The sequence below is a fragment of the Ruminococcus sp. NK3A76 genome (genome assembly GCF_000686125.1).
In the GTDB taxonomy this organism is placed as follows: domain Bacteria; phylum Bacillota; class Clostridia; order Oscillospirales; family Ruminococcaceae; genus NK3A76.
The window spans coordinates 195,906-218,685 of sequence record NZ_JMMA01000002.1 but is presented as its reverse complement, the minus strand read 5'-3'; the positions used below and the strand labels follow the sequence as shown (position 1 = coordinate 218,685).

The 22,780-nt window shown below is 40.8% G+C and carries 23 protein-coding genes; 17 read left to right on the top strand and 6 right to left on the bottom strand.

All coding sequences use genetic code 11. From position 1 onward, the window contains the following. The first annotated feature begins 216 nt into the window (after positions 1–216). The 7 genes from CD05_RS0101180 to CD05_RS0101150 all read left to right on the top strand — a co-directional run bounded on the left by CD05_RS0101180 (position 217) and on the right by CD05_RS0101150 (position 6,833). Positions 217–1,212: a hypothetical protein gene (locus CD05_RS0101180; protein WP_028508948.1), complete on the top strand. Its 996-nt coding sequence runs from the start codon at positions 217–219 to the stop codon at positions 1,210–1,212. A 152-nt stretch (positions 1,213–1,364) separates the two neighbouring features. Beyond that, positions 1,365–2,243, top strand: a complete 879-nt coding sequence (locus tag CD05_RS0101175) for a DNA adenine methylase (RefSeq protein ID WP_028508947.1) — start codon at positions 1,365–1,367, stop codon at positions 2,241–2,243. Between the two features lie 201 nt (positions 2,244–2,444). Then, entirely contained in the window at positions 2,445–3,302 is an 858-nt protein-coding gene (locus tag CD05_RS0101170) for a type II restriction endonuclease (RefSeq protein ID WP_028508946.1), read from the top strand. 28 nt (positions 3,303–3,330) lie between these two features. Further along, the gene (locus CD05_RS0101165) at positions 3,331–5,100 is read left to right on the top strand and encodes a DUF262 domain-containing protein (protein WP_037323189.1); all 1,770 of its coding nucleotides are present in this window, start codon (positions 3,331–3,333) and stop codon (positions 5,098–5,100) included. Beyond that, positions 5,097–5,840 (top strand): DNA methyltransferase, encoded by a 744-nt coding sequence (locus CD05_RS0101160; protein WP_028508944.1) that lies wholly within the window; start codon positions 5,097–5,099, stop codon positions 5,838–5,840. The genes CD05_RS0101165 and CD05_RS0101160 overlap by 4 nt, the downstream gene beginning before the upstream one ends. Positions 5,841–5,921: 81 nt before the next feature. Beyond that, entirely contained in the window at positions 5,922–6,161 is a 240-nt protein-coding gene (locus tag CD05_RS0101155) for a helix-turn-helix transcriptional regulator (RefSeq protein ID WP_347494863.1), read from the top strand. 6 nt (positions 6,162–6,167) lie between these two features. Then, positions 6,168–6,833, top strand: coding sequence for a MutH/Sau3AI family endonuclease (locus CD05_RS0101150; protein WP_028508942.1), 666 nt, complete (start codon positions 6,168–6,170; stop codon positions 6,831–6,833). Between the two features lie 35 nt (positions 6,834–6,868). On the opposite strand, the gene CD05_RS0101145 is transcribed toward CD05_RS0101150, so the two are convergent. From CD05_RS0101145 to CD05_RS0101115, 6 genes are all read right to left on the bottom strand, one after another. Then, positions 6,869–7,285: a hypothetical protein gene (locus tag CD05_RS0101145; protein ID WP_028508941.1), complete on the bottom strand. Its 417-nt coding sequence runs from the start codon at positions 7,283–7,285 to the stop codon at positions 6,869–6,871. Between the two features lie 10 nt (positions 7,286–7,295). Next, complete coding sequence (locus CD05_RS0101140) at positions 7,296–7,568, bottom strand: DUF6809 family protein (protein WP_028508940.1); 273 nt, start codon at positions 7,566–7,568, stop codon at positions 7,296–7,298. Between the two features lie 347 nt (positions 7,569–7,915). Continuing rightward, entirely contained in the window at positions 7,916–9,196 is a 1,281-nt protein-coding gene (locus CD05_RS16940) for a site-specific integrase (RefSeq protein ID WP_084262061.1), read from the bottom strand. A 100-nt stretch (positions 9,197–9,296) separates the two neighbouring features. Continuing rightward, positions 9,297–10,376: a relaxase/mobilization nuclease domain-containing protein gene (locus CD05_RS0101130; protein WP_242841215.1), complete on the bottom strand. Its 1,080-nt coding sequence runs from the start codon at positions 10,374–10,376 to the stop codon at positions 9,297–9,299. Continuing rightward, entirely contained in the window at positions 10,325–10,672 is a 348-nt protein-coding gene (locus CD05_RS0101125; protein WP_242841214.1) for a plasmid mobilization relaxosome protein MobC, read from the bottom strand. The genes CD05_RS0101130 and CD05_RS0101125 overlap by 52 nt, the downstream gene beginning before the upstream one ends. Before the next feature lie 228 nt (positions 10,673–10,900). Next, positions 10,901–11,194: a helix-turn-helix domain-containing protein gene (locus tag CD05_RS0101115; protein WP_028508937.1), complete on the bottom strand. Its 294-nt coding sequence runs from the start codon at positions 11,192–11,194 to the stop codon at positions 10,901–10,903. A gap of 1,023 nt (positions 11,195–12,217) precedes the next feature. Between CD05_RS0101115 and CD05_RS0101110 the strand changes: the two genes are divergently transcribed. The 10 genes from CD05_RS0101110 (at position 12,218) to CD05_RS0101070 (ending at position 22,773) form a co-directional block, all read left to right on the top strand. Further along, positions 12,218–14,305 (top strand): class I SAM-dependent DNA methyltransferase, encoded by a 2,088-nt coding sequence (locus CD05_RS0101110; RefSeq protein WP_028508936.1) that lies wholly within the window; start codon positions 12,218–12,220, stop codon positions 14,303–14,305. Positions 14,306–14,320: 15 nt separating this feature from the next. Then, positions 14,321–14,671 carry a hypothetical protein gene (locus CD05_RS0101105; protein WP_028508935.1) on the top strand — a complete coding sequence of 117 codons (351 nt, stop codon included), beginning with the start codon at positions 14,321–14,323 and terminating at the stop codon, positions 14,669–14,671. Then, on the top strand, positions 14,664–15,896 hold the full coding sequence (locus CD05_RS16935) for a restriction endonuclease subunit S (RefSeq protein WP_051588748.1): 1,233 nt from the start codon (positions 14,664–14,666) through the stop codon (positions 15,894–15,896). The genes CD05_RS0101105 and CD05_RS16935 overlap by 8 nt, the downstream gene beginning before the upstream one ends. Beyond that, positions 15,893–18,868 carry a DEAD/DEAH box helicase family protein gene (locus tag CD05_RS0101095; protein WP_028508934.1) on the top strand — a complete coding sequence of 992 codons (2,976 nt, stop codon included), beginning with the start codon at positions 15,893–15,895 and terminating at the stop codon, positions 18,866–18,868. The genes CD05_RS16935 and CD05_RS0101095 overlap by 4 nt, the downstream gene beginning before the upstream one ends. A gap of 123 nt (positions 18,869–18,991) precedes the next feature. After that, complete coding sequence (locus CD05_RS0101090; RefSeq protein ID WP_028508933.1) at positions 18,992–19,192, top strand: antitoxin VbhA family protein; 201 nt, start codon at positions 18,992–18,994, stop codon at positions 19,190–19,192. Next, positions 19,189–19,446: a hypothetical protein gene (locus CD05_RS19335; RefSeq protein WP_156947249.1), complete on the top strand. Its 258-nt coding sequence runs from the start codon at positions 19,189–19,191 to the stop codon at positions 19,444–19,446. The genes CD05_RS0101090 and CD05_RS19335 overlap by 4 nt, the downstream gene beginning before the upstream one ends. A 3-nt stretch (positions 19,447–19,449) precedes the next feature. Next, complete coding sequence (locus CD05_RS19330; protein WP_278244786.1) at positions 19,450–19,794, top strand: Fic family protein; 345 nt, start codon at positions 19,450–19,452, stop codon at positions 19,792–19,794. Between the two features lie 119 nt (positions 19,795–19,913). Continuing rightward, entirely contained in the window at positions 19,914–20,954 is a 1,041-nt protein-coding gene (locus CD05_RS0101080; RefSeq protein ID WP_051588745.1) for a DGQHR domain-containing protein, read from the top strand. Continuing rightward, positions 20,938–21,750 carry a hypothetical protein gene (locus CD05_RS0101075; protein ID WP_028508931.1) on the top strand — a complete coding sequence of 271 codons (813 nt, stop codon included), beginning with the start codon at positions 20,938–20,940 and terminating at the stop codon, positions 21,748–21,750. Before CD05_RS0101080 ends, CD05_RS0101075 begins: the two co-directional genes overlap by 17 nt. A 33-nt stretch (positions 21,751–21,783) precedes the next feature. Then, positions 21,784–22,773: a restriction endonuclease gene (locus CD05_RS0101070; RefSeq protein ID WP_028508930.1), complete on the top strand. Its 990-nt coding sequence runs from the start codon at positions 21,784–21,786 to the stop codon at positions 22,771–22,773. Positions 22,774–22,780 lie beyond the last annotated feature (7 nt).

The window sequence follows — 22,780 nt, the reverse complement described above, 5'->3', positions numbered from 1 at the left end:
ATGAAGTATGTTGTTCCGCTGTCAGCTGTCTTTCTCTTGCTGACATGAACATTGTACCATACGAAACGATAATAAAGCAAATGAAATTCGTATATACTGTAAAATATACGGTGAATTTTGAAAAAATACGCAAAAATCCTTGACAAGATACCGTATCAAGCGTATAATCAGTATATACGAATAAACAAGTTTTCGTATCAAAGGAGAGGTTGGAATATGCTGTTATACCGTATAAATGAAAAAGACCACACCGTGAGTATCGTGTGGTCTATCAATAAGAATGAACTTCTGTCGGCTTCTGAAAAAGAAAAGGTCTATACGTTTGATGAGATACTGTCTCAGCTTGAGGATTTTCGCAACAACCGCAGCGAGATTTTTGAAAATCTCCGTATCACTATGATGAGCGGTCTGAATGAGCGTATCAAGGTTCAGGAGCTTGTAAAAAATGTCGGGTCTGCTGTTATCCAAAACAGTGACAACGTATTTTTCAAGTATTACAGTAATCTGCTTACGGTAGCTTATATGAACATCGGTGAGCCTATCCTGATGCCGAAGGACTATGTTAAGGAGAGATTCAACCATAAAAAGCTGGTGGAAACGGCAAGAGCCGAGCTTCAAAAGCAATTTGACGAGATATTGCAGGCTATGAACGATGAGCGTAATTTTGACTACTCGGCTACGGGCGAAATACTTGTTGCCACTCCGAGATCGCAGCTTGCTGTCATTCGCACCGAAAATACAAACATAGTGTATCGTGTTGCCGATAAGCCTCTGCTCACTTTCTTCTATGAATTCAGTTTCGCAGTGTTCAATGCGGGGCTAAAAGTATGCGAGTGCAGGTTCTGTCACCGCCATTTTCTCGGAACGGAAGAAGCTGTGTGTTGTGAACGTGAAGAATGTCTTGCTGAAAATAAAAGGCTGAAAAATCAGATGATAAGGGAGAAACGTAAAAACAGTGACTACACCCGTGACATGGATAATTACACCGCCTATGTCAGAAACAAGAAAAAAGATTTGAGGATAGCCAAAGTCAGCCCATACGTCATGGACGAGTTTGATGATCTGAAAAAGAAATGCAAGTCTGTCGTTGACAGCAAGCTGGCAGAATGTGTTGAATTTGGATTGCCTGTTGCGGAGCTGGCTCATACGATCGAGGAACAGGAAGCTGTTATCAAGGCTTTCAGGGATAAAGCGCTGGCGGAGAATAAGTGATTATGGGGACTTTGATTCCGGTGGATCCAAAGTTACAATTTAATGAAAAATGGCGGAAATAATAGCCGAAAGCATTGATCTTTCGCTTCCTTTGTGCTATAATGTAAATTGAATATTGATAACTATAATTAGGCTGTTTTAGGGTGATTGAAATGTACACAACTGTAAAACCTTTTATAAAGTGGGCAGGCGGCAAAAGCCAGCTTCTTGAAGAAATAAGAAAGAAATACCCTGCCAAGATCGAACGTTACTGTGAACCGTTTGTCGGCGGCGGAGCAGTGCTTCTTGACGTGCTTGCAAATTTTCAGCCGAAGGAAGTGCTGATAAACGACATCAATCCCGAACTGACAAATACCTATATTCAGATAAGAGATAATGCTGAAAGTGTTATTGCTACGCTCTCAGAGATGCAGGGCGATTTTTGGGATATGAATGATGAAAAGCGTAAAGAATACTTTTATTCTCAGCGAGAGCGCTTTAATGAACTTATAAAGCAAAGTGCATCGACTGAAGAAAAAGCTGCTTTATTTATTTTCATTAACAAGACTTGCTTTAACGGACTTTATAGAGTCAATGGCAAAGGGCTGTACAACGTTCCTATTGGTTCATATAAGAAACCACCTATTTGCGATGCTGAAAATATTCGCACAATAAGTGAACTTCTAAAAAGAGTAGACGTTCACTGCGGCGATTATAGTGAATGCGAATCATTTATTACTGATAATGCTTTTGTCTACATAGATCCGCCATACCGCCCATTGAATGCAACTTCGTCTTTTACCTCTTACGCCAAAACAGAGTTCGGCGATGAACAGCAGATACAGCTTGGACATTTCATTGAAAAGATTTCTGAAAAGGGTGCTAAGGTTGTAGCGAGTAATTCTGATCCGCATAATGCAGATGAAAATGATAATTTCTTTGATGATATTTACAAGATGTTTTTCATTGACAGAGTTGCCGCTACAAGAATGATAAACAGCAAATCAAATGGTCGAGGAACAGTCAGTGAACTGTTGATATGCAATTATTGAAACGAAAGGATGATATCTATGCCATACACTATTGAAGCTCGTTGTCCTTGCTGTAAAAAAACAGCAAAAGGATTAGATGATATAGAAAAATACTTCGGTTGGAGAACACCGAATAATAAAACCATTCCTCAATCATATTGTAGAGAATGTAGAAGTGCTCATTGCGAAGCAGGAAAGCCATGTAAAGTTAAGAGGTAACTTATGAAACGAAACTTTAACGAATGGCTCGGAAAATTCCGGGATAGTATAGCAAACTATGAATACTATATTGACTTTGCAAAGGTACATAGGAACGTTGACAGCATAAAGGTTGAGCTTAATATTCTGAATGCCTTAGTCGGCTCAAAGGATATTGAAAACGAGTTTATGCAAATAGTAAGCAAGTATCCCGAAACGCTGAAATGTATTCCTTTGCTGCTTGCTGTCAGGGCGAATGAAATATATGCAATAGACGGTGACGGGGAGTTTTCTTATAACTTCAAGAAGATGAACTACTCTCCCGAGCAGTACACTGTATTCATGCGTAAGACAGGCTTGTTTGATCTTATGGAAAAGCATATCATCCACAGTCTGGTCGATTATGCAACAGGTGTTGAAACAGGTCTTGATTCCAACGGAAGAAAAAATCGTGGCGGGCATCTCATGGAAGACCTTGTTGAGAGCTTTATCAAAAAAGCGGGATATATCAAGGGTCAGAATTATTTCAAGGAAATGTACATACACGAAATAACCGAGAAATGGGGCATCGACCTTTCTGCTATATCCAATCAGGGCAAGGCGGAAAAGCGTTTTGACTTCGTTATAAAGACCGAGAATATGATTTATGGTATTGAAACCAACTTTTATGCAAGTGGTGGGTCAAAGCTGAATGAAACCGCAAGAAGCTATAAGCAGATAGCACAGGAAGTTGATACCATAGACGGATTTACTTTCGTGTGGTTCACCGATGGCAAGGGGTGGCAGAGTGCAAGACGTAACCTTGAGGAAACGTTTGATGTGCTGGATACAATGTATTCTATATCGGATATGGAGAATGGGATTATTTATAATTTTTTATAATGAACAGATAATAAGAAAGGTGTATTATATGAAAGATTTAAATGTAACCTCAGATAATATTCAACGAGTATACAAATACTATTTGGATAGAAAACTCATTGTAAATAGAAGATATCAAAGAAAACTGGTCTGGACAATTGATGAAAAGGCTGCTTTCATCGATTCGATCATGAAATCATACCCAGTTCCGCTAATTCTACTTGCTGAATCTGGAAATGAAAAAGATATTGATTTAGAAATAATAGACGGAATGCAACGACTCAATGCTATCGTGTCATTTATTGAAAATGAATTTCCTGTCAACGGTAAATACTTTGATTTAGAAACCATGGCAGAAACAAAACTCTTACTGGATACTAATAAAATTAAACAAAAAGAACCAATTCTTGACAGAGTTATTTGCTCGGATATTGCAGGATATTTGTTACCTATGTCAACATATCGTGGAGCAAATGCAGAAGAAATAGATGAGGTTTTCAGGAGAATTAATGCTAATGGCAAACATCTATCACGCCAAGAAATAAGACAAGCAGGAGCTATATCAAATTTTGCTGATATGGTTAGAAAAATTTCCTCAGAAATAAGAGGAGATACATCATTAACTGATAAAGTTGAATTAAATAAAATGGCTATGATAAGTGTTACATCTAGGGATCTTGATTATGGAATAAATGTTGATGAAGTTTTCTGGGTGAAAAATGCAATTATTTCTAGAGAGCAGGTTCGTGAATCAAAAGATGAAGAAATAATAGCAGATATAATTGCAACAATTCTATCTGATGAAATACCCGCTTCAAATAGTAATATCTTAGATGATTATTATTCTTTAAAAGGTGAAAACAAGAGAGCATCTGAAATAGAAAACAGAATACTGTTGACCTCCATTGAAAAGACGCACGATGATTTTATTAAAGTTTATGACTTAATTAAATCAATTCTAAACTTCTCAGAACAATCATTTAATTCCTTAATTTCAAGTGGTAGAAGTTTTAGTAAAGTTCCAAGATATTTTGAAATAATCTTCTTAGCATTATATAATATAATGATTAAACAGAATAAAAAACTAACGAGTATTTCTGAAATATCGGCATCATTAAATGGAATAACAAACCATATTAGATTAAGTCAAGGTGGAGGAAATTGGAGTGCTAAAGAACGAGAAACAAATATATCAGCGGTTGTAGGAATTATCCAGAATCACTTTGTTGAAAACTTAGATGACCCTGCTACAGTTCTATGGAGTACACAATTAGAAACTATATTACAACAATCAAAAACAGAACAAACCTGTTTTGATTTTAAACTCGGCTTTTATAATAAAGTTAAGCGAGAATTTAACGATGATGTATTATGTAAAATATTATTAACACTCACAGCAATGGCAAATGCAGGAAAGAATTCAATTGGATATGTGATAGTTGGAGTTGCTGACAAAAAAACTGATTCTGATAAACTTGTTAATATTGATGAAAAGTATAAACCCGTACAATATCATAGTTACTATGTTACAGGTGTGAATTTTGATATTGATATGTTCGGAAAGGGAGAAGATAAATTTTACCAATATATAGTTAATAAAATTCAGAAAATTGACATATCAGAATCGTACAAAAAAGACATATTAAACAATATCAAGTTTCTTGATTATGGCGGAAAAATGGTATTAATCTTTAAGGTACAAGGCTTATCAGAACCTGCAATGTATGAAAATGAATATTATCAAAGGTCAGGTGCTAATGTTGAAAAAATACCTACAAAAGATTTTATACCATTAATGCAAAGATTTATACAAGTATGAAAAAAATCAAAAAATGGGAGCCCGATGATTTTGAACTTGAAATGACTACGCACTGGTCATTTCCGAAACGTGGGGATTGGGCAACCCACGATGCTAAGTGGCGTGGTAACTGGTCGCCATATATACCGAGAAATATCATTCTCAGATATTCGCAGGAAGGCGATTTAGTTCTTGATCAGTTCGCAGGCGGTGGAACAACCCTCGTTGAAGCCAAGCTGCTCAACAGAAATATAATTGGTGTTGACTGCAATGATGAAGCACTCACACGCTGCCGTGAAAAAATAGATTTTGACTATCCTCCTGCACAGGGCAAAGTGTTTTTGTATAAGGGTGACGCTCGTGATTTGTATTTCCAGAGTGATGAATCCGTAGACCTTATATGCACCCACCCGCCCTATGCTGATATAATCAAATACAGTGACGGAATACCCGAGGATTTATCGCAGCTCAAAGTAAAAGACTTTCTGGAAGCTATGAAGCCTGTTGCAGCTGAGTGTTATCGTGTGCTGAAAAAAGGAAAGTTCTGTGCTGTGCTTATGGGTGATACTCGTCAAAAGGGCTGTATGATACCTATGAGCTTTGACGTAATGAAGATATTCCAAGAAGCAGGATTTACGCTGAAAGAGCTTATCATTAAAGAGCAACATAACTGCAAAGCAACGGGATATTGGAAAACTAACAGTGTCAAGTATAATTTTCTTTTGATAGCACATGAATACTTATTCGTATTCAGAAAGTAAATAATAGCATTAAGCCGTATGTTTCACTATATGTGAAACATACGGCTTTTAGTTTTATGTTATAATTATCATAGAGAAAGGGTGAGCGATGTGTTGTTTGAATCGGACGAAAAATTGTATGCGGTTATCGGCAAAAATATAAAAAAGTATAGGACGATTGCAGGACTAACACAAGTTCAGTTGTGTGAGAAAACTGGAATCAGTTTAAGCTATCTTACGAAACTGGAATCTGCTAAGTGTGATAAGAGTGTTTCTCTTTCTTTTCTTAACTTGTTAGCTAATACGCTGAGTATTGAAATTACTGAGTTTTTTAAGGAGTGAATAATCATGTATCTTGATGAGGCGTGTGTTCGTTTTAACAGAATTGCTGGGATAAAATTTGGAGAACTTTTTTCTCCAGATGATATGAATATGATCATTGTTAATAAGGGGAAAACAGGTCAATTACTTGAATTGGCGCTTGGATTACATCTTTCAAGTTCAAATATGGATTTTGATGATGGTGAATTAAAAACCAACAAATGTGATTCACGTGGTAATCCTAAAGAAACAGTTTTTATTACACAAATTAGCAGCATTATTGACGAGTTGATCGAGGAAAGGACATTTGAAGAAACTCATCTATTTGAAAAAATAAGCAATATACTGTATGTTCCAGTATGTAAAGATGGACGTCCAGAAGACTGGATGTTTTTACCAAGCATTCATATTGATTTATCACTTCGTAAATTTGCAACTCTAAAAGATATATGGCGTGCCGACTATTACTCTATATGCCAACAACTTAGAAACCATATTGAGAATAGCCCTGATGGATTTATCCATACATCAAATGGTATACATATTCAAGTTAGAAGTAAGGATGCGCGTGATAGAAATGGTAACTATCACCCTATTTACTCAGATGTATATGATAGATATGTATCAAACAAAAATCACGCCTTCTATTTTCAAAAGCAATTTGTTTATGATATTCGCAAAATGATGGTATAATAAACGGCTGCACCTGAAGGCACAGCCGTCTGATTTCAAATATAAACCATACATTCAAAGATGATTTCTCTTGCCATATAGACGAAGCAGTTCTCCAGACCGAGCATTTTCTCAGCATCACAACTGAGGACAGCTTTCTGATAGCAACTATCAGTCTGCTTACAAAGTTCCACCTGTCGGGAGATAGCATCGCTGACTTTCCGTTCCAGATCATCAAGGTACTGAATAATCTTCCCCTCGCTGACGAGCCTGCGAAGCCTGTCGGGGCAATGGCTGTCAGAGAAATGAAGATGATACCTGATGAAGTCGGTGTTGTACGTCTTGCTCTGCTCGGTCTGTGTATCGGCATTGAAGTGGGTGACAGTCACGTTGTTGGTGTCCAGTTTCCACAGCGGAACGTATTTCTTTTTCAGTGGGCTGTATGCGGTCTGTTCGCTCTTGTATCTGCTCATAGCGTCCACCTCACTTTATGGGCTTGATCATTTCAAGGACGAGCTGTGCGCCGACCTTGAAACCCTTGCGGAACTCATTACGGTTGGAGAGGTTGTGCAGTTCAATGTCCGCTGTCTGATATTCGTCAAGAATGTCAGTACGGTCGGGATAGGCTTTCTTCAACTCAGCTTCTGCCTTGACGAGCCTGTCGAGTGCTGCCTTGTATGAACCGTCCACATCCTCAATTTCGGTCAGGTGAAACAGGTCATAGTCGTAAAGTTCATCAAGAATGTTTCTACTCATTGTAAAACCTCCAGTTTGGCTTTCATTTCATCTGAAATGAAAATAATCCGATCAACAATAGATTTGAAAAGATACGCCGTGATGTGATTCTTGTTCTTTATTTGTTCTTTATCATCACAAAAAGTTGGCATAAAACAGAGTAAGTGAGCTTTTGCAACTTGCTCTGAAATGCCGTATTTTCCGCATTTTTTCAAATTTACTGAAAATCAGATAAATGGGTGGGGGATTTTCAAATCCCGTACGGGTCACCAGACTATATGCTCGGAAACAGCGTAAATACGCCAGTTTCCGAGTTTTTTATTTTCCGAAAAATCGCTCTTGGGACTTACTTGGGACTTATGCTTTCTTCACGCACCGTACCCTGTCTTGATGCAGATGATATTCGCACGGTTGATGTCACTTTCATTACAATTGTCTGCCGTGACAGTCGGTTCAGGATCTTTAGGAGGTGTAGGTTCTGGATTGTTAAAGCTCAGAGCCTTTGCAACTGCATCGCAGGCCTTGACCTGATTCTCTCTGAACATATGAGAATACAAGTTCAAAGTTGTAGAAACTTGGGCATGGCCTAAAACGCCCGAAACCGTTGTGGGGTCGATACCTGCACCGATAAGTAAGCTGGTATGCAAGTGTCTGAATTGGTGAATTCCATAAAATGGGAAGCTGTGTTCCTCGCAAAACTCCTTCAGCCAGCCATATGGAGTTTGAAGATTCATGGGTCGTCCATCCCACTTTGTAAACAGGCGGTCTGTTTCGTTCCACTTGCTGCCGAGTCGCCTGATCTCACTATCCTGCCATTCTCTGTATTCCTTCAAAACGTCTATCACATTCATCGGGACTTTTATGAAGCGCACCGAGCTTTCGGTCTTGGGGGTATCGGTATATATGCCCCTTGCCTTTGTGTAATTCGACGTTCGCTCAATGTGGATAACTCCCGTTTGAAGATCAATGTCATGCCATTCAAGTCCGAGCATCTCCCCCCGACGCATACCGCTGTAAATTATCAGCGTAAAAAATGCTTTCCATTTGATCGTTGCGTGCTCATCAAGCAGCGTAAAGAAATGCTGTGTTTCCTCCATTGTGAGAATATGCCGCTTTTTCTTGCTGCCCTTCGGGACGGTCACTCTCCTGCACGGATTGTCCGACAGCATATCCATTTTTATACCATAGTCGAGCACCGTCGATATGAACGATAAATAATGGATCATTGTTTTGTGTGACAGCGGTTTGCCTGTATGCTCGTTTACTCCTTCCCCGGCAAGGCTGTTGATGAATTTCTGGATATCCCTTGCGGTCAGCTTGTCGATGCGGATATGACCTATCGCCTTATAGACACGTTTGGTCAGTTGGCGTTGTCTGGTGTATGTAGTGCTTTTCAGATTGAGCTTTGCATACTGCTCGAACCATTCCTCCGACAGTACCTCAAATTTGACCGCCGAAGCGACCTGCCCATGACTGCACTCCTCCTCAAAAAGAATCGCCTGCCTTTGCAATTCCTTTTCGATCTGCTTGGGCGTCATATCGGGCTCGGGAGTCCAAGTCATTCGATGCACTACCTGTGTTCCGTCAACCTTGTAACCGCAGGATACCTTGATCCTGTAACTGTTTCCTCTTTTTTCAATTGATGCCATGTGGCTACCTCCTTTCGGAGACCATTGGCGTATTTCTGCACTTTTATTATATTACTTTTACGATTTAAAGTCAAGATACGCTGCTGGTCTCCTGTTCTGTTTATCTTTTTAATTTCTTTCTGTACGGCTGCTTTTTCTGTTCCTTCTCCCTGCGGAGTTTTTCTTCCTTAACGAGCTTTGAAATGTAATCTCCCTTAGAAATCTCATTGTAAGTATCCCTAATATACAAATACTCTCTCAGTTTCTCCCGACATTCCTCACCCTTAGTCTTTTCATATTCTTTTCTCAATCGCATGATTCTCCCCTCCAGATCACTGATTGATGAAATATGATCTTTGCTGATAACAGACAACATCTCCGAGAGTTTGTAAACATCAACTTGTTTTATAATAGGCTTTGCAAAAACTTGAATCATACCTATTCTCGCATTGAGCGACTCCTCGGTATAGTCCTCTCCCAATTTCCACAAACTGACCGAACGCTGCTGCCCGGGGGCTTTTATCAAGATGTTCTTATCTCGCTTGACGGTAAACCCTTGCATTTCAAGTTCCGCAAGCAGGTCATCAAAGCTGCTGACGCTGGGTATCAAGCTGTCAATTGCTTTTCTGATATGCTCTTTCCAAGAAGTACCCTTTTTCTTGTGCTGACATTCGGAGTAACTAATAGACCTACCCTCATTCTCAAAGTTGAGGGCAGGTTCAACTCCAAATGCCCGACACACCCCGTTCGTGACCTCACGCATTTTTCTGACGGTGGATTTGTTGTCATAAAACCGCTTGCTGGTGAGCGAGTAAGAATTTATCAAGATATGATTGTGAACGTGATCGGTATTGACATGAGTTGCTATGACCGCCTGCACATCGTCACCGAACATCTTGCGGACAAATGCCATGCCTATCTTGTGTGCAAGCTCTGGCGTGACGTTCTCAGAATCCGCAAAGCTCATTATGTAATGTATCGCCTTGACGGGGCTTTTGCCGCTTTTGCTCGGAGGGGCATCGTAGCTGCGCCTTGCGTACTGCTCGTAAACCGTCTTCATCTGCGTGTAGGCGTACTCGGGCTCGGTCATGCAATTCCGCGAGATTGTCAAAACTCGCTCGTCGGTCTTGTCAGGGTTGAGAATGTAGGTCAGCGTTTGTTTGACATTACGGTGGATAGCCACAGATTTACAGTATGGCAAAGCTGGCTCACATCTCCTCTCAACTTTTCCACATCAGCAGCATAAATGCTGCACATTTCATTTGCTTTCTTCGCCACCTGATTGATATTTCTTGATATGACTCTCATACCATTGAGCAGGGGTGCAATCTCTTTCAAATCAATAACATTTACCTCACCACTTAGCGACATCGCCCTAATGTACGTCGAGGTTTTTAAATGGCAACCCTTAGCCTTCTCCTCGATTTGTGCCCATTCCTCCGCCGAATACACTATCTCCTTGCGGCGGAGCGATTTGTTTTTTCTTGCTATTTTCATCAATCCTTTCTTTTTGATTATCGTTCTAATGGCTCACTTTTTTCGAGCCTGCGTTTAGGGCTGCAAAACCTCTAAACACCGCAGCGTTAACCTCGTTAACACCTGCGGGAAAGTGCCGGTAAAATGCCGGGACTTTCTGTACTTGCGTAATTATGAGAAATGGAAATTCAAATAAACGCATTTACACGTTTCACCCTGCCGTTCTCGGCAGGGTTGATTTTTTGGCGGTCAATCTGCTACTCCAAGATATTTTAGCAAAGACGCTTTGCTTACAAGTATCTTGCCACGCACACCGCTGCCTGCTCTTACATAGGCGACCTTGTCCTGTGCGACAAGCTGGCGGACTGTGTGTTCGGATAAGCCATTTACAAGTGCAGCACACTCCTTGACTGTGAGCATTTCAAGCGGCTGAGTTTCGGTCTGATCTTGCTGCGGTGAAGGCTCGGACGTTTCTGCTTCTATAAGCTGTTCTAATAGCTGGGCTATCTGCGAAATGATCTGCTGTTTTTCTGTTAAATTCAAATGTCATTCTTCTATCTGATTTTGATTCTGCTTGACTTGGCGATAGGTCATGCGTCAACATGGTTTTTATTTTGTATGGTTTTAATGTACGCTGCTGTTTCCTCCTTTCGGGTCTGAACGGTTGTGGGTGTATTGGTATGGCAATTTTCTTCTGCTGGCGAGGCAGGAAAAACTGTGCCTTTCATAAGTTAATTCTGAATGACGAGCGTAATAGTTAATTGGCTTTTGAAAAAATCGTAGGGTTGCACAAAGGGCGAGTGTTGGGGTGTGCAGTTATTGCAAAATATGTGCAGACAGTAGCGAGTGCAGCATAGCCTTCAATAGTACCGACATTTTGAGCCGATTATATAAGCGGTTTCGGGAAAGCTGTAATAATTATCTCTGTATTCAACAAATCAGCCCTATGGAAAATGTATGGGTTGCATATAGATGCTGCGGAATACTCCCTCTGCTTAAATGCACTCGGTCTGCATAACGATTGAGTAAAACTCCCTCCATAAGACACTACATAATGCGGCATATTTTTAAGTGATATTTCGCTATCATGGTACAAATTCTCTGTATTCAACAAATTAGCCCTATGTAAAATGTGTGACTTGTACAGCATTTTTAATAATGAGGAGCTGATGGGATTTATCAAAAAAAATATTTTATCGAAAACAATAGCCTCTCACTTATACCTAGGATTTTAGGGTTAGAGTTAAGGCAAAACAGGAGGGCAAGAAACAAATTCTCCGTTTTGTATAATTCAATAAATATCTACCGTCGGGCATTTGGATGATTTTACCACAAGGATCAATTGACCGGGTAAGTGATTATTACAAATAAAAACAGGATATGTCAGGGGTAACACAAACTATATTACCCCTCAACAATATAGGCTTTGTTTAGAAGGGGTGTGTCAAATAAATATATTACAATACAGTCCAAGTTATCGGACTGCAAAATCTTTACATTTTTGAGATAATATGTTATAATGTGCTAAAGGTTTTTTTATATAATTCATGATTGGAGTAATAAAATATGACTGATAAGAAAATAGATGTAATGTGGGACGATGCCCCCATTGATGTATCGACCGAAGTAGGCTTCATTTGGTCTATTGCAAATAAGCTGAGAGGTACATACCAGAGCGACAAGTACAAGGATGTTATCATTCCTATGGTCATTATCCGCCGCTTTGAGTGTGCATTGGAAGCTACGAAGCAGGCTGTCGTGGAGCAGTACAAGAAAAATCCTGCGTACCCTGCAAAGGCTATGTGCCGTGTGTCGGGGTATCAGTTCTTCAATACGAGCGAGTACACCCTTGCGGAGCTTGTCAATGATCCCGACCACCTTGCGGCGAATTTCAGAAACTACATCGAGGGCTTTTCTGCCAATGTGCAGGACATCATCAAGAGCCTTGACTTTGACAAGCAGATCGACAAAATGGATAAGAACAACCGTCTGCTGTCGGTAGTAAAGGCTTTCTCGGAGCTTGACCTCGATCCCAAGACCATTGACAATGTTAAAATGGGATACATATTTGAGGACTTGATCCGTAGATTCTCCGAAAATGCCGAAGCCGGCGATCACTACACGGGCAGAGATATTATCAAGCTCATGGTCAATATTCTGCTTGCAGAGGGCTGTGACGATATTTTCGATGACCACAAGGAGATCACCATACTGGACCAGGCAGCAGGCACAGGCGGTATGCTCTCAACTTCCTATAACTTCATTCATCGCTATAACCCGACTGCGAATGTGCGTCTGTTCGGGCAGGAGATCAACCCTGAGTCCTATGCGATGTGCGTGGCTGAAATGCTCATCAAGGGGCAGAATGCCGAGAATATCCGTATGCAGGACACGATGAAGGCTGACTGTTTCCCTGACAGACAGATGCGTTTCGTGATCGAAAATCCGCCGTTCGGTACGCCATGGGGCGGTAAGGACGCAGCAGAGGGTGTTGAGCAGGCTGTCAAGGAGGAGAACCAGAAGGGCTTTGACGGTCGCTTCGGTGCAGGACTGCCGGGTTCAGGCGATATGCAGTTGCTTTTCATTCAGTCGGCTGTGAACAAGATGGACAATGCCCTCGGTCGAGCTGCTATCATCGAGAACGGCTCTCCGCTGTTTTCGGGCGGTACATCTTCGGGCGAGAGCCAGATCAGACGGTGGCTGCTTGAAAATGACCTGATCGAAGCAATTATCGCACTTCCTGTTGACCTTTTCTATAATACGGGTATCGCTACATACATTTGGGTGCTGTCGAAGAATAAGCGTGAGGAGCGCCGTGGCAAGATTCAGCTCATTGATGCAGGCTCTATCTTCCACAAGCTCCGCAAGGCACTCGGCAACAAGAAAAACGAGATCAGTCCCGAAGACCGTTCCGCTATCACGAAGCTGTATGCTGACTTCACAGAGAACGAGCTTTGCAAGATCTACCCGAACACCGAGTTCATCTATCGTGAATACACGGTCATGCAGCCGTTGCAGAGAAGCTACGCTGTGACCGAGGAGCGTATCCAGGCAATGCTGTCAAAGGGTTCGCTGTCCTCGCTGTACGATCCTGCAAAGGTGGCAGAGCTTGAAAACGCAGAGGAGCTGACGGGCAAAGAGGTCAAGAAGCTCGAAAGCTATCAGAATAACAAGCCCGTTTACGATGCGATCATTGAATCGCTGAGCGGTGCTGTTTCCGATGCGGTATATCTGTCCCCTGCGGAGTTCATGCCCGTACTGACTAAGATACTCAGCACGGCAACAACAGACAAGAAGCTCATTGACAAGATCGCTGACGGTCTGTCGGAAAGGACCAAGTCTGCTGAGATCCAGCGTGACAAGAAGGGTAACATCATCTACGATAAGGAGACAAAGGACACGGAGATCGTGAAGTTTGACGAGAGCATCGAGGACTATATGGCTCGTGAGGTACTTCCCCATGTTCCCGATGCACAGTGGTTCTTTGAGGAAGATCTGAGCAAGAAGTCGCCTGTTGTCAAGACAGGTGCGGAGATCCCGTTTACAAGATATTTCTATAAGTATCAGCAGCCGAAGCCCAGCGAGGAGCTTGAACAGCGGTTCTTGGAGCTTGAAAAGTCGGTAAGTGAGCGTATCGCACGGCTGTTTGGATAATGAAAGGAGAACGAATTGAAAATATTATTTGATTTATTGACAGACCCCCTCGGTCTGCCTATCAACCCGATAATCGAATGGATAATAATGATAATAATCGGGGAAATAGCATATAGAATTGCATTTTATATTGTTGGCGAAAGTGGAGCAAGCGGCACAGAAGCAAGGCTTGCACATTGGAGCATAAGGATTTTTATATACTTTATAATATGGGCGGTTGCTCGTGCTGTGATTTGGGTAATAAGAAATTGGAAATTATGCCTGCTGATAAGCAGCTCAATAATAGGCACAATCTGTATTTGTATATTTGCGGTCTTTATAATGAGATTTATAAAAAAGCACAAGAAGGTGAACGGCAATGCGTAAAATGAAAGACAGCGGGATAGAGTGGATTGGACAATTGCCTAACAATTGGATTACCAGGAAATTCAAATATTTTCACAATAATTCAAATGTGGGCGAAGCTGTTGACAAAGAGTTTTGGTCAAATGACAGTAACGATATGTTGTTTTACACAGCAGGCTTAAAGCCGATTCACTCTACTTACAAAATGTTTCCTGCGTGGAAATACACAAAGCCCAACGATTTACTGTTAGCGAGAAATGGTACACCCTATGTCTACTTCCCATTTGTTGGAGCGATGTATACAGATCACATTATAAGAGTTTCGCTTAATGAAAAGTATGATAAAAAATATATTGGTTACTGTCTACAACAGAGCATTTATTCCGAAGTAGTCGACTCGGTAAGTATCGCTACTTGGTCAGTGGGGGTGTGGGATAAGCAGTATTTACCAGTTCCTCCATACAATCAACAAAACATTATTTCATCATTTCTCGATACAAAGTGCGGAGAAATCAGTACTTTAATCTCCGATATTCAATCCCAAATCGAAGCCCTTGAAGAATACAAGAAATCTTTGGTGTTCCGTATTATTTCAAGGGGAATTAAGAAAGCCTCTTTGAAAAGCACCGTTTCTGATGTATGGACTGCGATTCCCGAAACCTGGGAGTTGATCGACATAAAATATGTGTTTGAGATCGTAAAGCGAATTGCAGGACAAGAGGGCTTTGATGTCCTTTCAGTTACTCAAAAAGGGTTGAAGGTCAAGGATATTGAAAGTAACAACGGACAGCAAGCAGAAAGCTACGCAGGTTATCAATTTGTCTATCCTACTGATTATGTTATGAACCACATGGACTTGCTGACTGGCTGGGTGGACTGCTCTACGATGTTCGGCGTAACAAGCCCTGACTATCGTGTGTTCCGTCTGCGAGATAAAGAGAATAATGACCTTACTTATTTCAAATATGTCATGCAATGCTGCTACATGAGCCGTATCTTTTATTCTCTTGGTCAAGGCGTGTCCAATTTAGGGCGGTGGAGATTACAGACTTCTGCTTTCAATAACTTTATGATACCTGTACCTCCACTCGAAGAACAGCGTGAAATCGCAAATTACCTCGATACCAAAATATCCGAAATTGACACTATTATTGCCGACAAACAACAGCAGATCGAAACAATAGAGGAATACAAGAAATCGCTGATATTTGAGTATGTGACGGGGAAGAAAGAGGTGCGATCATGAATAATATACTGACCGAAAAAGACTATCAAGCCGAACTGCTCGGCATACTCCGTGACCAAAACGGCTTTATGATCAGAAATGCTGCCAACTTTGACCGCCGTTTTGCGATCGACCGTGAGATGCTGTTCTGCTTTCTGAACGATACCCAGCCTGAGACAATGGAGAAGCTCCGCAAGATACATAAGGACAGGCTCGAAGATACCATTGTTTCGTTCATCAATGCGGAGTGTACGAAGAAAAGGGGCAGCCTGCTTGAAGTCCTCCGTCACGGTGTCGAGCTGTCGGGGCATAATCTGGAGCTGATGTTCACAAAGCCTGCGACCACTTTCAATAAAGATCTGATGCGGAAATATGAAATGAACCGCTTTACCGTCATGGAAGAAGTTTGGGCGAATGATAAAGAGCGTATCGACGTTGTGATATTCCTCAACGGCTTTGCAATTATCTCTATGGAGCTGAAATGCAACTATGCAGGACAGTCCACGGACGATGCTATCTATCAATACCGTATGGAGCGTGATCCGAAGTCCAGACTGTTTTTATTTAAGGCAGGCACACTTGTCAATTTCGCTATGGACTTGCACGAAGTCTATATGACAACGAAGCTCGACGGCGAAAAGACATTCTTCCTGCCGTTCAATCAAGGCAACGGCGAGGGCGTCAACGCAGGTGCAGGAAACGCTCCCTGTGAGGACGATTATCCTGTGCATTATATGTGGGACGATATTCTCACCAAAGACACGATACTTGACCTGATCTCCAAATTCATTTTTGTAAAGACCGAAGAAAAAGAAAACGAAAAGACAGGCAAGGTAGAAATCACTGAAAGTGTAGTTTTTCCTCGCTATCACCAGTTAGATGCCGTCCGCAAGCTCCTTGCCGATGTAGAGGAAAACCGCACCTCGCTCAACTATCTGATACAGCACAGTGCAGGCTCCGGCAAGACCAACACTATTGCTTGGCTTGCGTATCGCCTTGCTACGCTCCACGATGCCGACAACAAGATTATTTTCGATAATGTTATCATCATGACCGACAGAGTGGTTGTTGACAGACAGCTTCAAAAAGCGATCATGGGAATGGAGCATAAGTCGGGACTTATACGTGTGATGAACGAAAAATGCAACTCTGCCGATCTCGCTATCGCCCTTAACGGCAATACGAAGATCATTGCAACAACGATCCAGAAGTTCCCGTATATTGTGGACAGCGTTCAGGGCTTAAAGAATAAGCGCTTTGCGGTCATTATCGACGAAGCACATTCTTCTACGGCAGGCAAGGATATGGCAGCGGTCACACAGTCCCTCGGTATGGGCGATGAGCTGTATCAGGATATGGAGGACGAGATCGCCGCAGAGCTTGCAAGAAACGGCAAACAGCAGAATGTGTCGATGTTCGCTTTCACAGCTACTCCGAAACCGACTACCTTACAGCTTTTCGGCACGATCAATACCAACGGACAGCGTGAAGCGTTCCATGTGTATTCGATGAAGCAGGCTATCGAGGAGGGCTTTATCCTCGATGTATTGCAGAATTATACCACTTACAAGACCTTCTATCAGATCAACAAGGAGATAGAGGAAGATCCGAAGATGCAGACTGCAAGTGCAAAACGGCAGATTGCTCGGTTCGTTGAGCTGCACGAAACGAATATTGCCCAGCGTATCGAGGTCATTGTAGAGCATTTCCGCACAACTGTTATGCAGGAGTTTGGCGGACAGGCAAAGGCAATGGTCATCACCGCTTCAAGACAGGCAGCCGTGAAATACTGTCAATCATTTGAGGATTATTGCTCTAAAAAAGGATACAAGGGCATTCGGGCGCTTGTTGCGTTCTCCGGCAAGGTAAAGCTCCCTAATGATGATACAGAATACACAGAGCCGGGTATCAACGGTATTCCCGAAGATCAGCTCACCAAAGAGTTCGACAAGGACGATTATCAGGTGCTTTTGGTCGCTAACAAGTATCAGACTGGCTTTGACCAGCCGAAGCTCTGTGCAATGTATATCATGAAAAAACTCAAGGGTGTCAATGCGGTACAGACACTTTCCCGTCTGAACAGAATTTGTCCACCATTTGAGAAAAAGACATTTATCCTCGATTTTGTCAATAGCTATGAGGATATAGTTAATGCCTTTGCACCATTCTATACTACAACACTTTTATCTAATTCAGTCACTCCTGCCGCTATATATGATCTTGAAGCTCAGATAGATGCTTATGCAATTATTGATCCAGATGATGTGGACAAGGTAAATGAGTTCCTATACAAGGAAAAGATACTTGCACCTGATAAGAAGAAAATCAACTTCTGTCTTGATAAGTCGCAAAAACTGATCGAGCATTACAGTATCGAGAAACAGCGTGAGATCGTGGTTGACCTCCGTCATTTCGTCCGTTTCTATGAGTTTATGATCCAAGTATCCAGCTTTGAGGATACAGAGCTGCACAAAAAATATAACTACATCATTCTTCTGCAATCTCACATCAATATCAAACACCCAGGTCCAGGCTTCAACCTCGACGGCAAGATCAGAGCGACACAGTTCGTGCAGAAGAAGCAGGACGAACATACCAAGTCCGATATTGTCGCAAAGCCTGTTGTGAAGCTGCCCTCTGCCGAAACATTCGGTCTTACTCCTGCAAAGGAAGAAAGGCTCTCGGAGATCATCGCAGCGATCAATGCAAGGACAGGCAAATCCTATGACAGCGATGTTGCGGTAAAGGCGATGCTTCAGATCAGGGATATTCTGATGAAGTCTGACAAGCTGAAAGCAAGTGCAAAGAATAACACGGTCAAAGACTTTGAGTTCTCTTATTTTGATGATATTGACGATGCACTGATCGAAGGACTGGAGCAGAATCAAGACTTTTTCTCTCTGCTGCTCAATGACGAGGAGATCAAGCGTGAAGTGCTCGGTATCTTTACAGAGGAGATCTATAATTCTTTGAAAAAAGCTGATGAGGAATAGGAATACTTATAAACAATACTATGCATAGAATACCTTGAAATCTGAAAACGCTATTGCTTTTTTGCTATAGAGTATGGTATAATTATCTAAAGACTTGTTTTAAGCTCGCAAGGAGGCGTAATCATGAAACCACAAGCACAGAAAAAGCCTGTTACCGATAAAATCCATAAACAGCGAGTACAGAGCGTTGCCGGAACAATGGCGATTGAGGGGCTCACGCTGAGTGAAGCAAGCAGGCGCAACCTTGATAGATATGCCAGTGGTCAGGCGAATTTTCAGCAGATCATGGCAGAGCTGAAAGCAAAGTACCAGAGGGCGGAATGATGTTTTCAAAATATGATGTTTATACCACGGTGCAGTCGCTCTACTGTTATCCGGGTTCAGATGTGCTGAAAAACAAGCTGAATATAAGAGATAGTGACGAGCTTAAAAGGGCGGAGGAGGAGATCACCGCCCTCAAACAGTATATGCTTATGGAAACGCCGATCAAAGGGCATTTTTCTAAGACGCAGCTTATGAATATCCACCGCTTTCTGTTTGAGGATATCTATCCGTTTGCAGGACTTATCCGCCGTTAGCAGATCAGCAAGGGCGATACCATGTTCTATCCGCCGCATCTAATCAATCAGGAGCTTGACAAGGTGTTTGCCAAGCTGCATAGCGAGAAAATGCTGCAAGAAACGGACCGAAATCGCCAGATCGAGTACCTTTCCTATATCATGTCCGAGCTAAATATCATTCACCCGTTCCGTGAAGGCAACGGCAGAAGTATTCGTGAGCTGATACGGTATATGGCTCTGCATTATGGCTTTACGCTGGACTGGAGCTGTGTGGATCGTGATACGATGCTCGATGCGGCGGTAAAGTCGGTGGTGGATGACAGGGCGTTTTGTGATGTGATCGTGGCGTGTGTTGGTGAGGGATAGAGTATCTTTATACGAAAGAAGCGGCGCGCAGTTTTTGAAGTTAAATGTGCACATAAGGTTTGTGAAGCGAGAATAAATAAGGCTGTATTTAATTAGTCATAATAAAAAGGAGTATAATTATGAGTGATATAATCATTGAAAATTACATCAGCAAAACAATTGCAGATATTCCTGTTAAAATCTTTTTCATCAAAGTTAAAGAGATCCTTCCGATATACTACGTTGCAGTAAGAGGAAAAGACAATGAAGAAGGAGCTGTTCAAAGAGTATTAAGTAAGAGACGTATATCATCAATTAAAGATTTTGTGCTCAGTGGTAATACGTTTTACAATTTGTTTATTTTAAATTGGTCAAATAATGATTATAATATCAACGAAAAAAATAACAAATTGATAATTCCATCCGTCTCCAAAGGAGCTCAAGTAATCGATGGACAGCATCGATTAGAAGGGATTAAACAGGCTTATGACGAAGATCCTCAAATTGGAGAAATGTTTATCTCAGTGTTATTATTAGAGCACTTAACAACCCAGAATGCAGCCAAAATCTTCTTGAACATTAATACTGAACAGAAACCTGTACCTAATAGTTTGGTATATGACTTGTTTGGCGAGGTAAAAGATAAGAATTACTATATTGTTAGAGCAACTGATATTGCTAATATGTTACACAACTCCAAAGATTCTCCCTATTATCAGTGTGTAAAGATGCCAGGAGCGTCTCAGGGAATGGGTAAAGTTGATTTGTCAACGATGGTTAATGCTTTAAAACAGTTCACAAAAGATGATGGGATTTTTGAACAATATAATCTATCAGATTTTGAATCACAATATAAAATCATTGCTAATTTTTTTACGGTTCTAAAGAACTATTATGAAAAAGAAGGTAACTGGCTAAAGAGCGTAAATCCTTTTATGTCAAACGCCGGATGCTATGCTGGAATTGATTTTATGTGCAAAGAAATGATTACAAAATGTGTTGAAAAGAAATCTTTTGAAATATCAGTAATATCAGAAATGCTACCCTTAGATATTGATGGACTGCTATACAGAGATGAGATAAAAAATAAACAAGGTAAAGAACAGCGTTCAATTATTTACAATTATCTTAAGAGTACATTATTAAGGGATGTGCCATCAAGCAATGAGTATAAATTTTAACAGAAATCATTCTCAGGTTAAATATGAAGAAATTATCGGAGCGTCTTCTTTTGAAGAGGTAGACAAAAATTTATTTAAAAATCATACATTAACTCAGGATGAAGTTGATCTATTAAAAGGAACTGCTAAAGAAGATGCTATAAATTTTTTCTATAATGGAATAATCAGTTTTTCGGATGGTATTAACAACATATTGAGATGGCATTTTTCTTGGGCTACAGTTCAATTATATTACTCAATTTATTATTTTATCCGTTCTTCTCTTGCATCTAAAAATATTATTTTACTCAGAAATAAATCAATGTATAGATTAATAATAAGAGAAAATGAAAAACCGTTTAGCACAACAAATAGAAAATACAATACAACTCATGAAGGCACAATAAATCATCATAGAGATTTATTCCATTTGTCAGATCAATTATTATCTAACAATATTGATAATATGGATGCTTACGAATGGATGATGAATGCAAGGGAAATAGTTAATTACAGATGTGCATCTTTTTTAGAGCCTTCATATCTAGAAATCTGGAACAATTTTGCTGAAAGTTTAGATGATAATTCATTTTTTGATTTGATTGCAACAATACATAATGATAATGATTTTATACTTTGTTTTCAAGAAGAATATGCCGTTGTTGCTATACCTTACAAAAGGCTTCAATTAACACTTCAAGACTTAAAAGATAGTAATATATTGCAAATGATAAATTCAGATAGAATCAACTATTTAAAAAAATCAATTCAATACGAAACATATGATATGAATGAAATTATATCCATCCTGTCATAGCAATTAAAAATATGGAAATAAAGGTGTTAAACCATGTCAGAAGAAAAAAGAGTATGGGGAATACATACCCTTGACGATAACCTGTTTTTAAAAGAAAACGTTGTAGCTATCGGATGGAATGAAGTTGGTGACCTTAGCAAAATCACTCCGGACCGTGATGCATTCAAGAAAAAATACATCGAGACATATCCCGATGATAAGAAGATGAAAGTTGCAACCAGTGCAGGTATGCTATACCGATTTGCCCATGAAGTCCAGATCGGTGACTATATTGTATTCCCGTCAAAGATCAACCGAGAGATCAATATCGGAACTGTTGAGAGCGACTACATATACGAACCTGATACGGAAAGTTACGTTCAGCAGCGTAAAGTCAAATGGTTGAAGCATCTTCCGAGGACAGCTTTTTCGCAGGGTGCTTTGTATGAGATTGGTTCGGCTATGTCTTTCTTTTCAGTCAGAAACTATGCTGACGAATTTCTTGCAGCTTTAGACAAGAACTTCAAAGGTACTGTTTCAGCAGATACCGCCGATGATGAAACTGTTGCTGCAACGGCAGATGAGATCATCGAAAACACAAGGGACTACATTCTTAAAGAACTGAGCCGAAATCTTAAAGGCTATGACCTTGAAGAATTTGTGGCTGATCTTTTGAGTGCTATGGGATATAGGACAACCATTTCCCCACACGGCGGTGACAGCGGTATTGATATTACCGCCTATAAAGACGAGCTTCCACCAAGGATACTTGTTCAGGTCAAGAGCCAGGACGGTGATATTAAGGAGACAACTATACAGTCGCTGAAAGGTGCTATGCGTGAGGGTGATTATGGTCTGTTTGTGACACTCTCAAACTACACTAAAAAGGCACAGAAATACCTCGACAATACACCTATTATCCGTGGCATCAATGGTAAAGAGCTGGTTGATCTGATATTGAAATATTACGACAGTCTCAGTGAGAAGTACAGGAAGATGATACCATTGAAGATGGTTTATATACCGGTAAAAAGTTGCGAATAAAACTTCT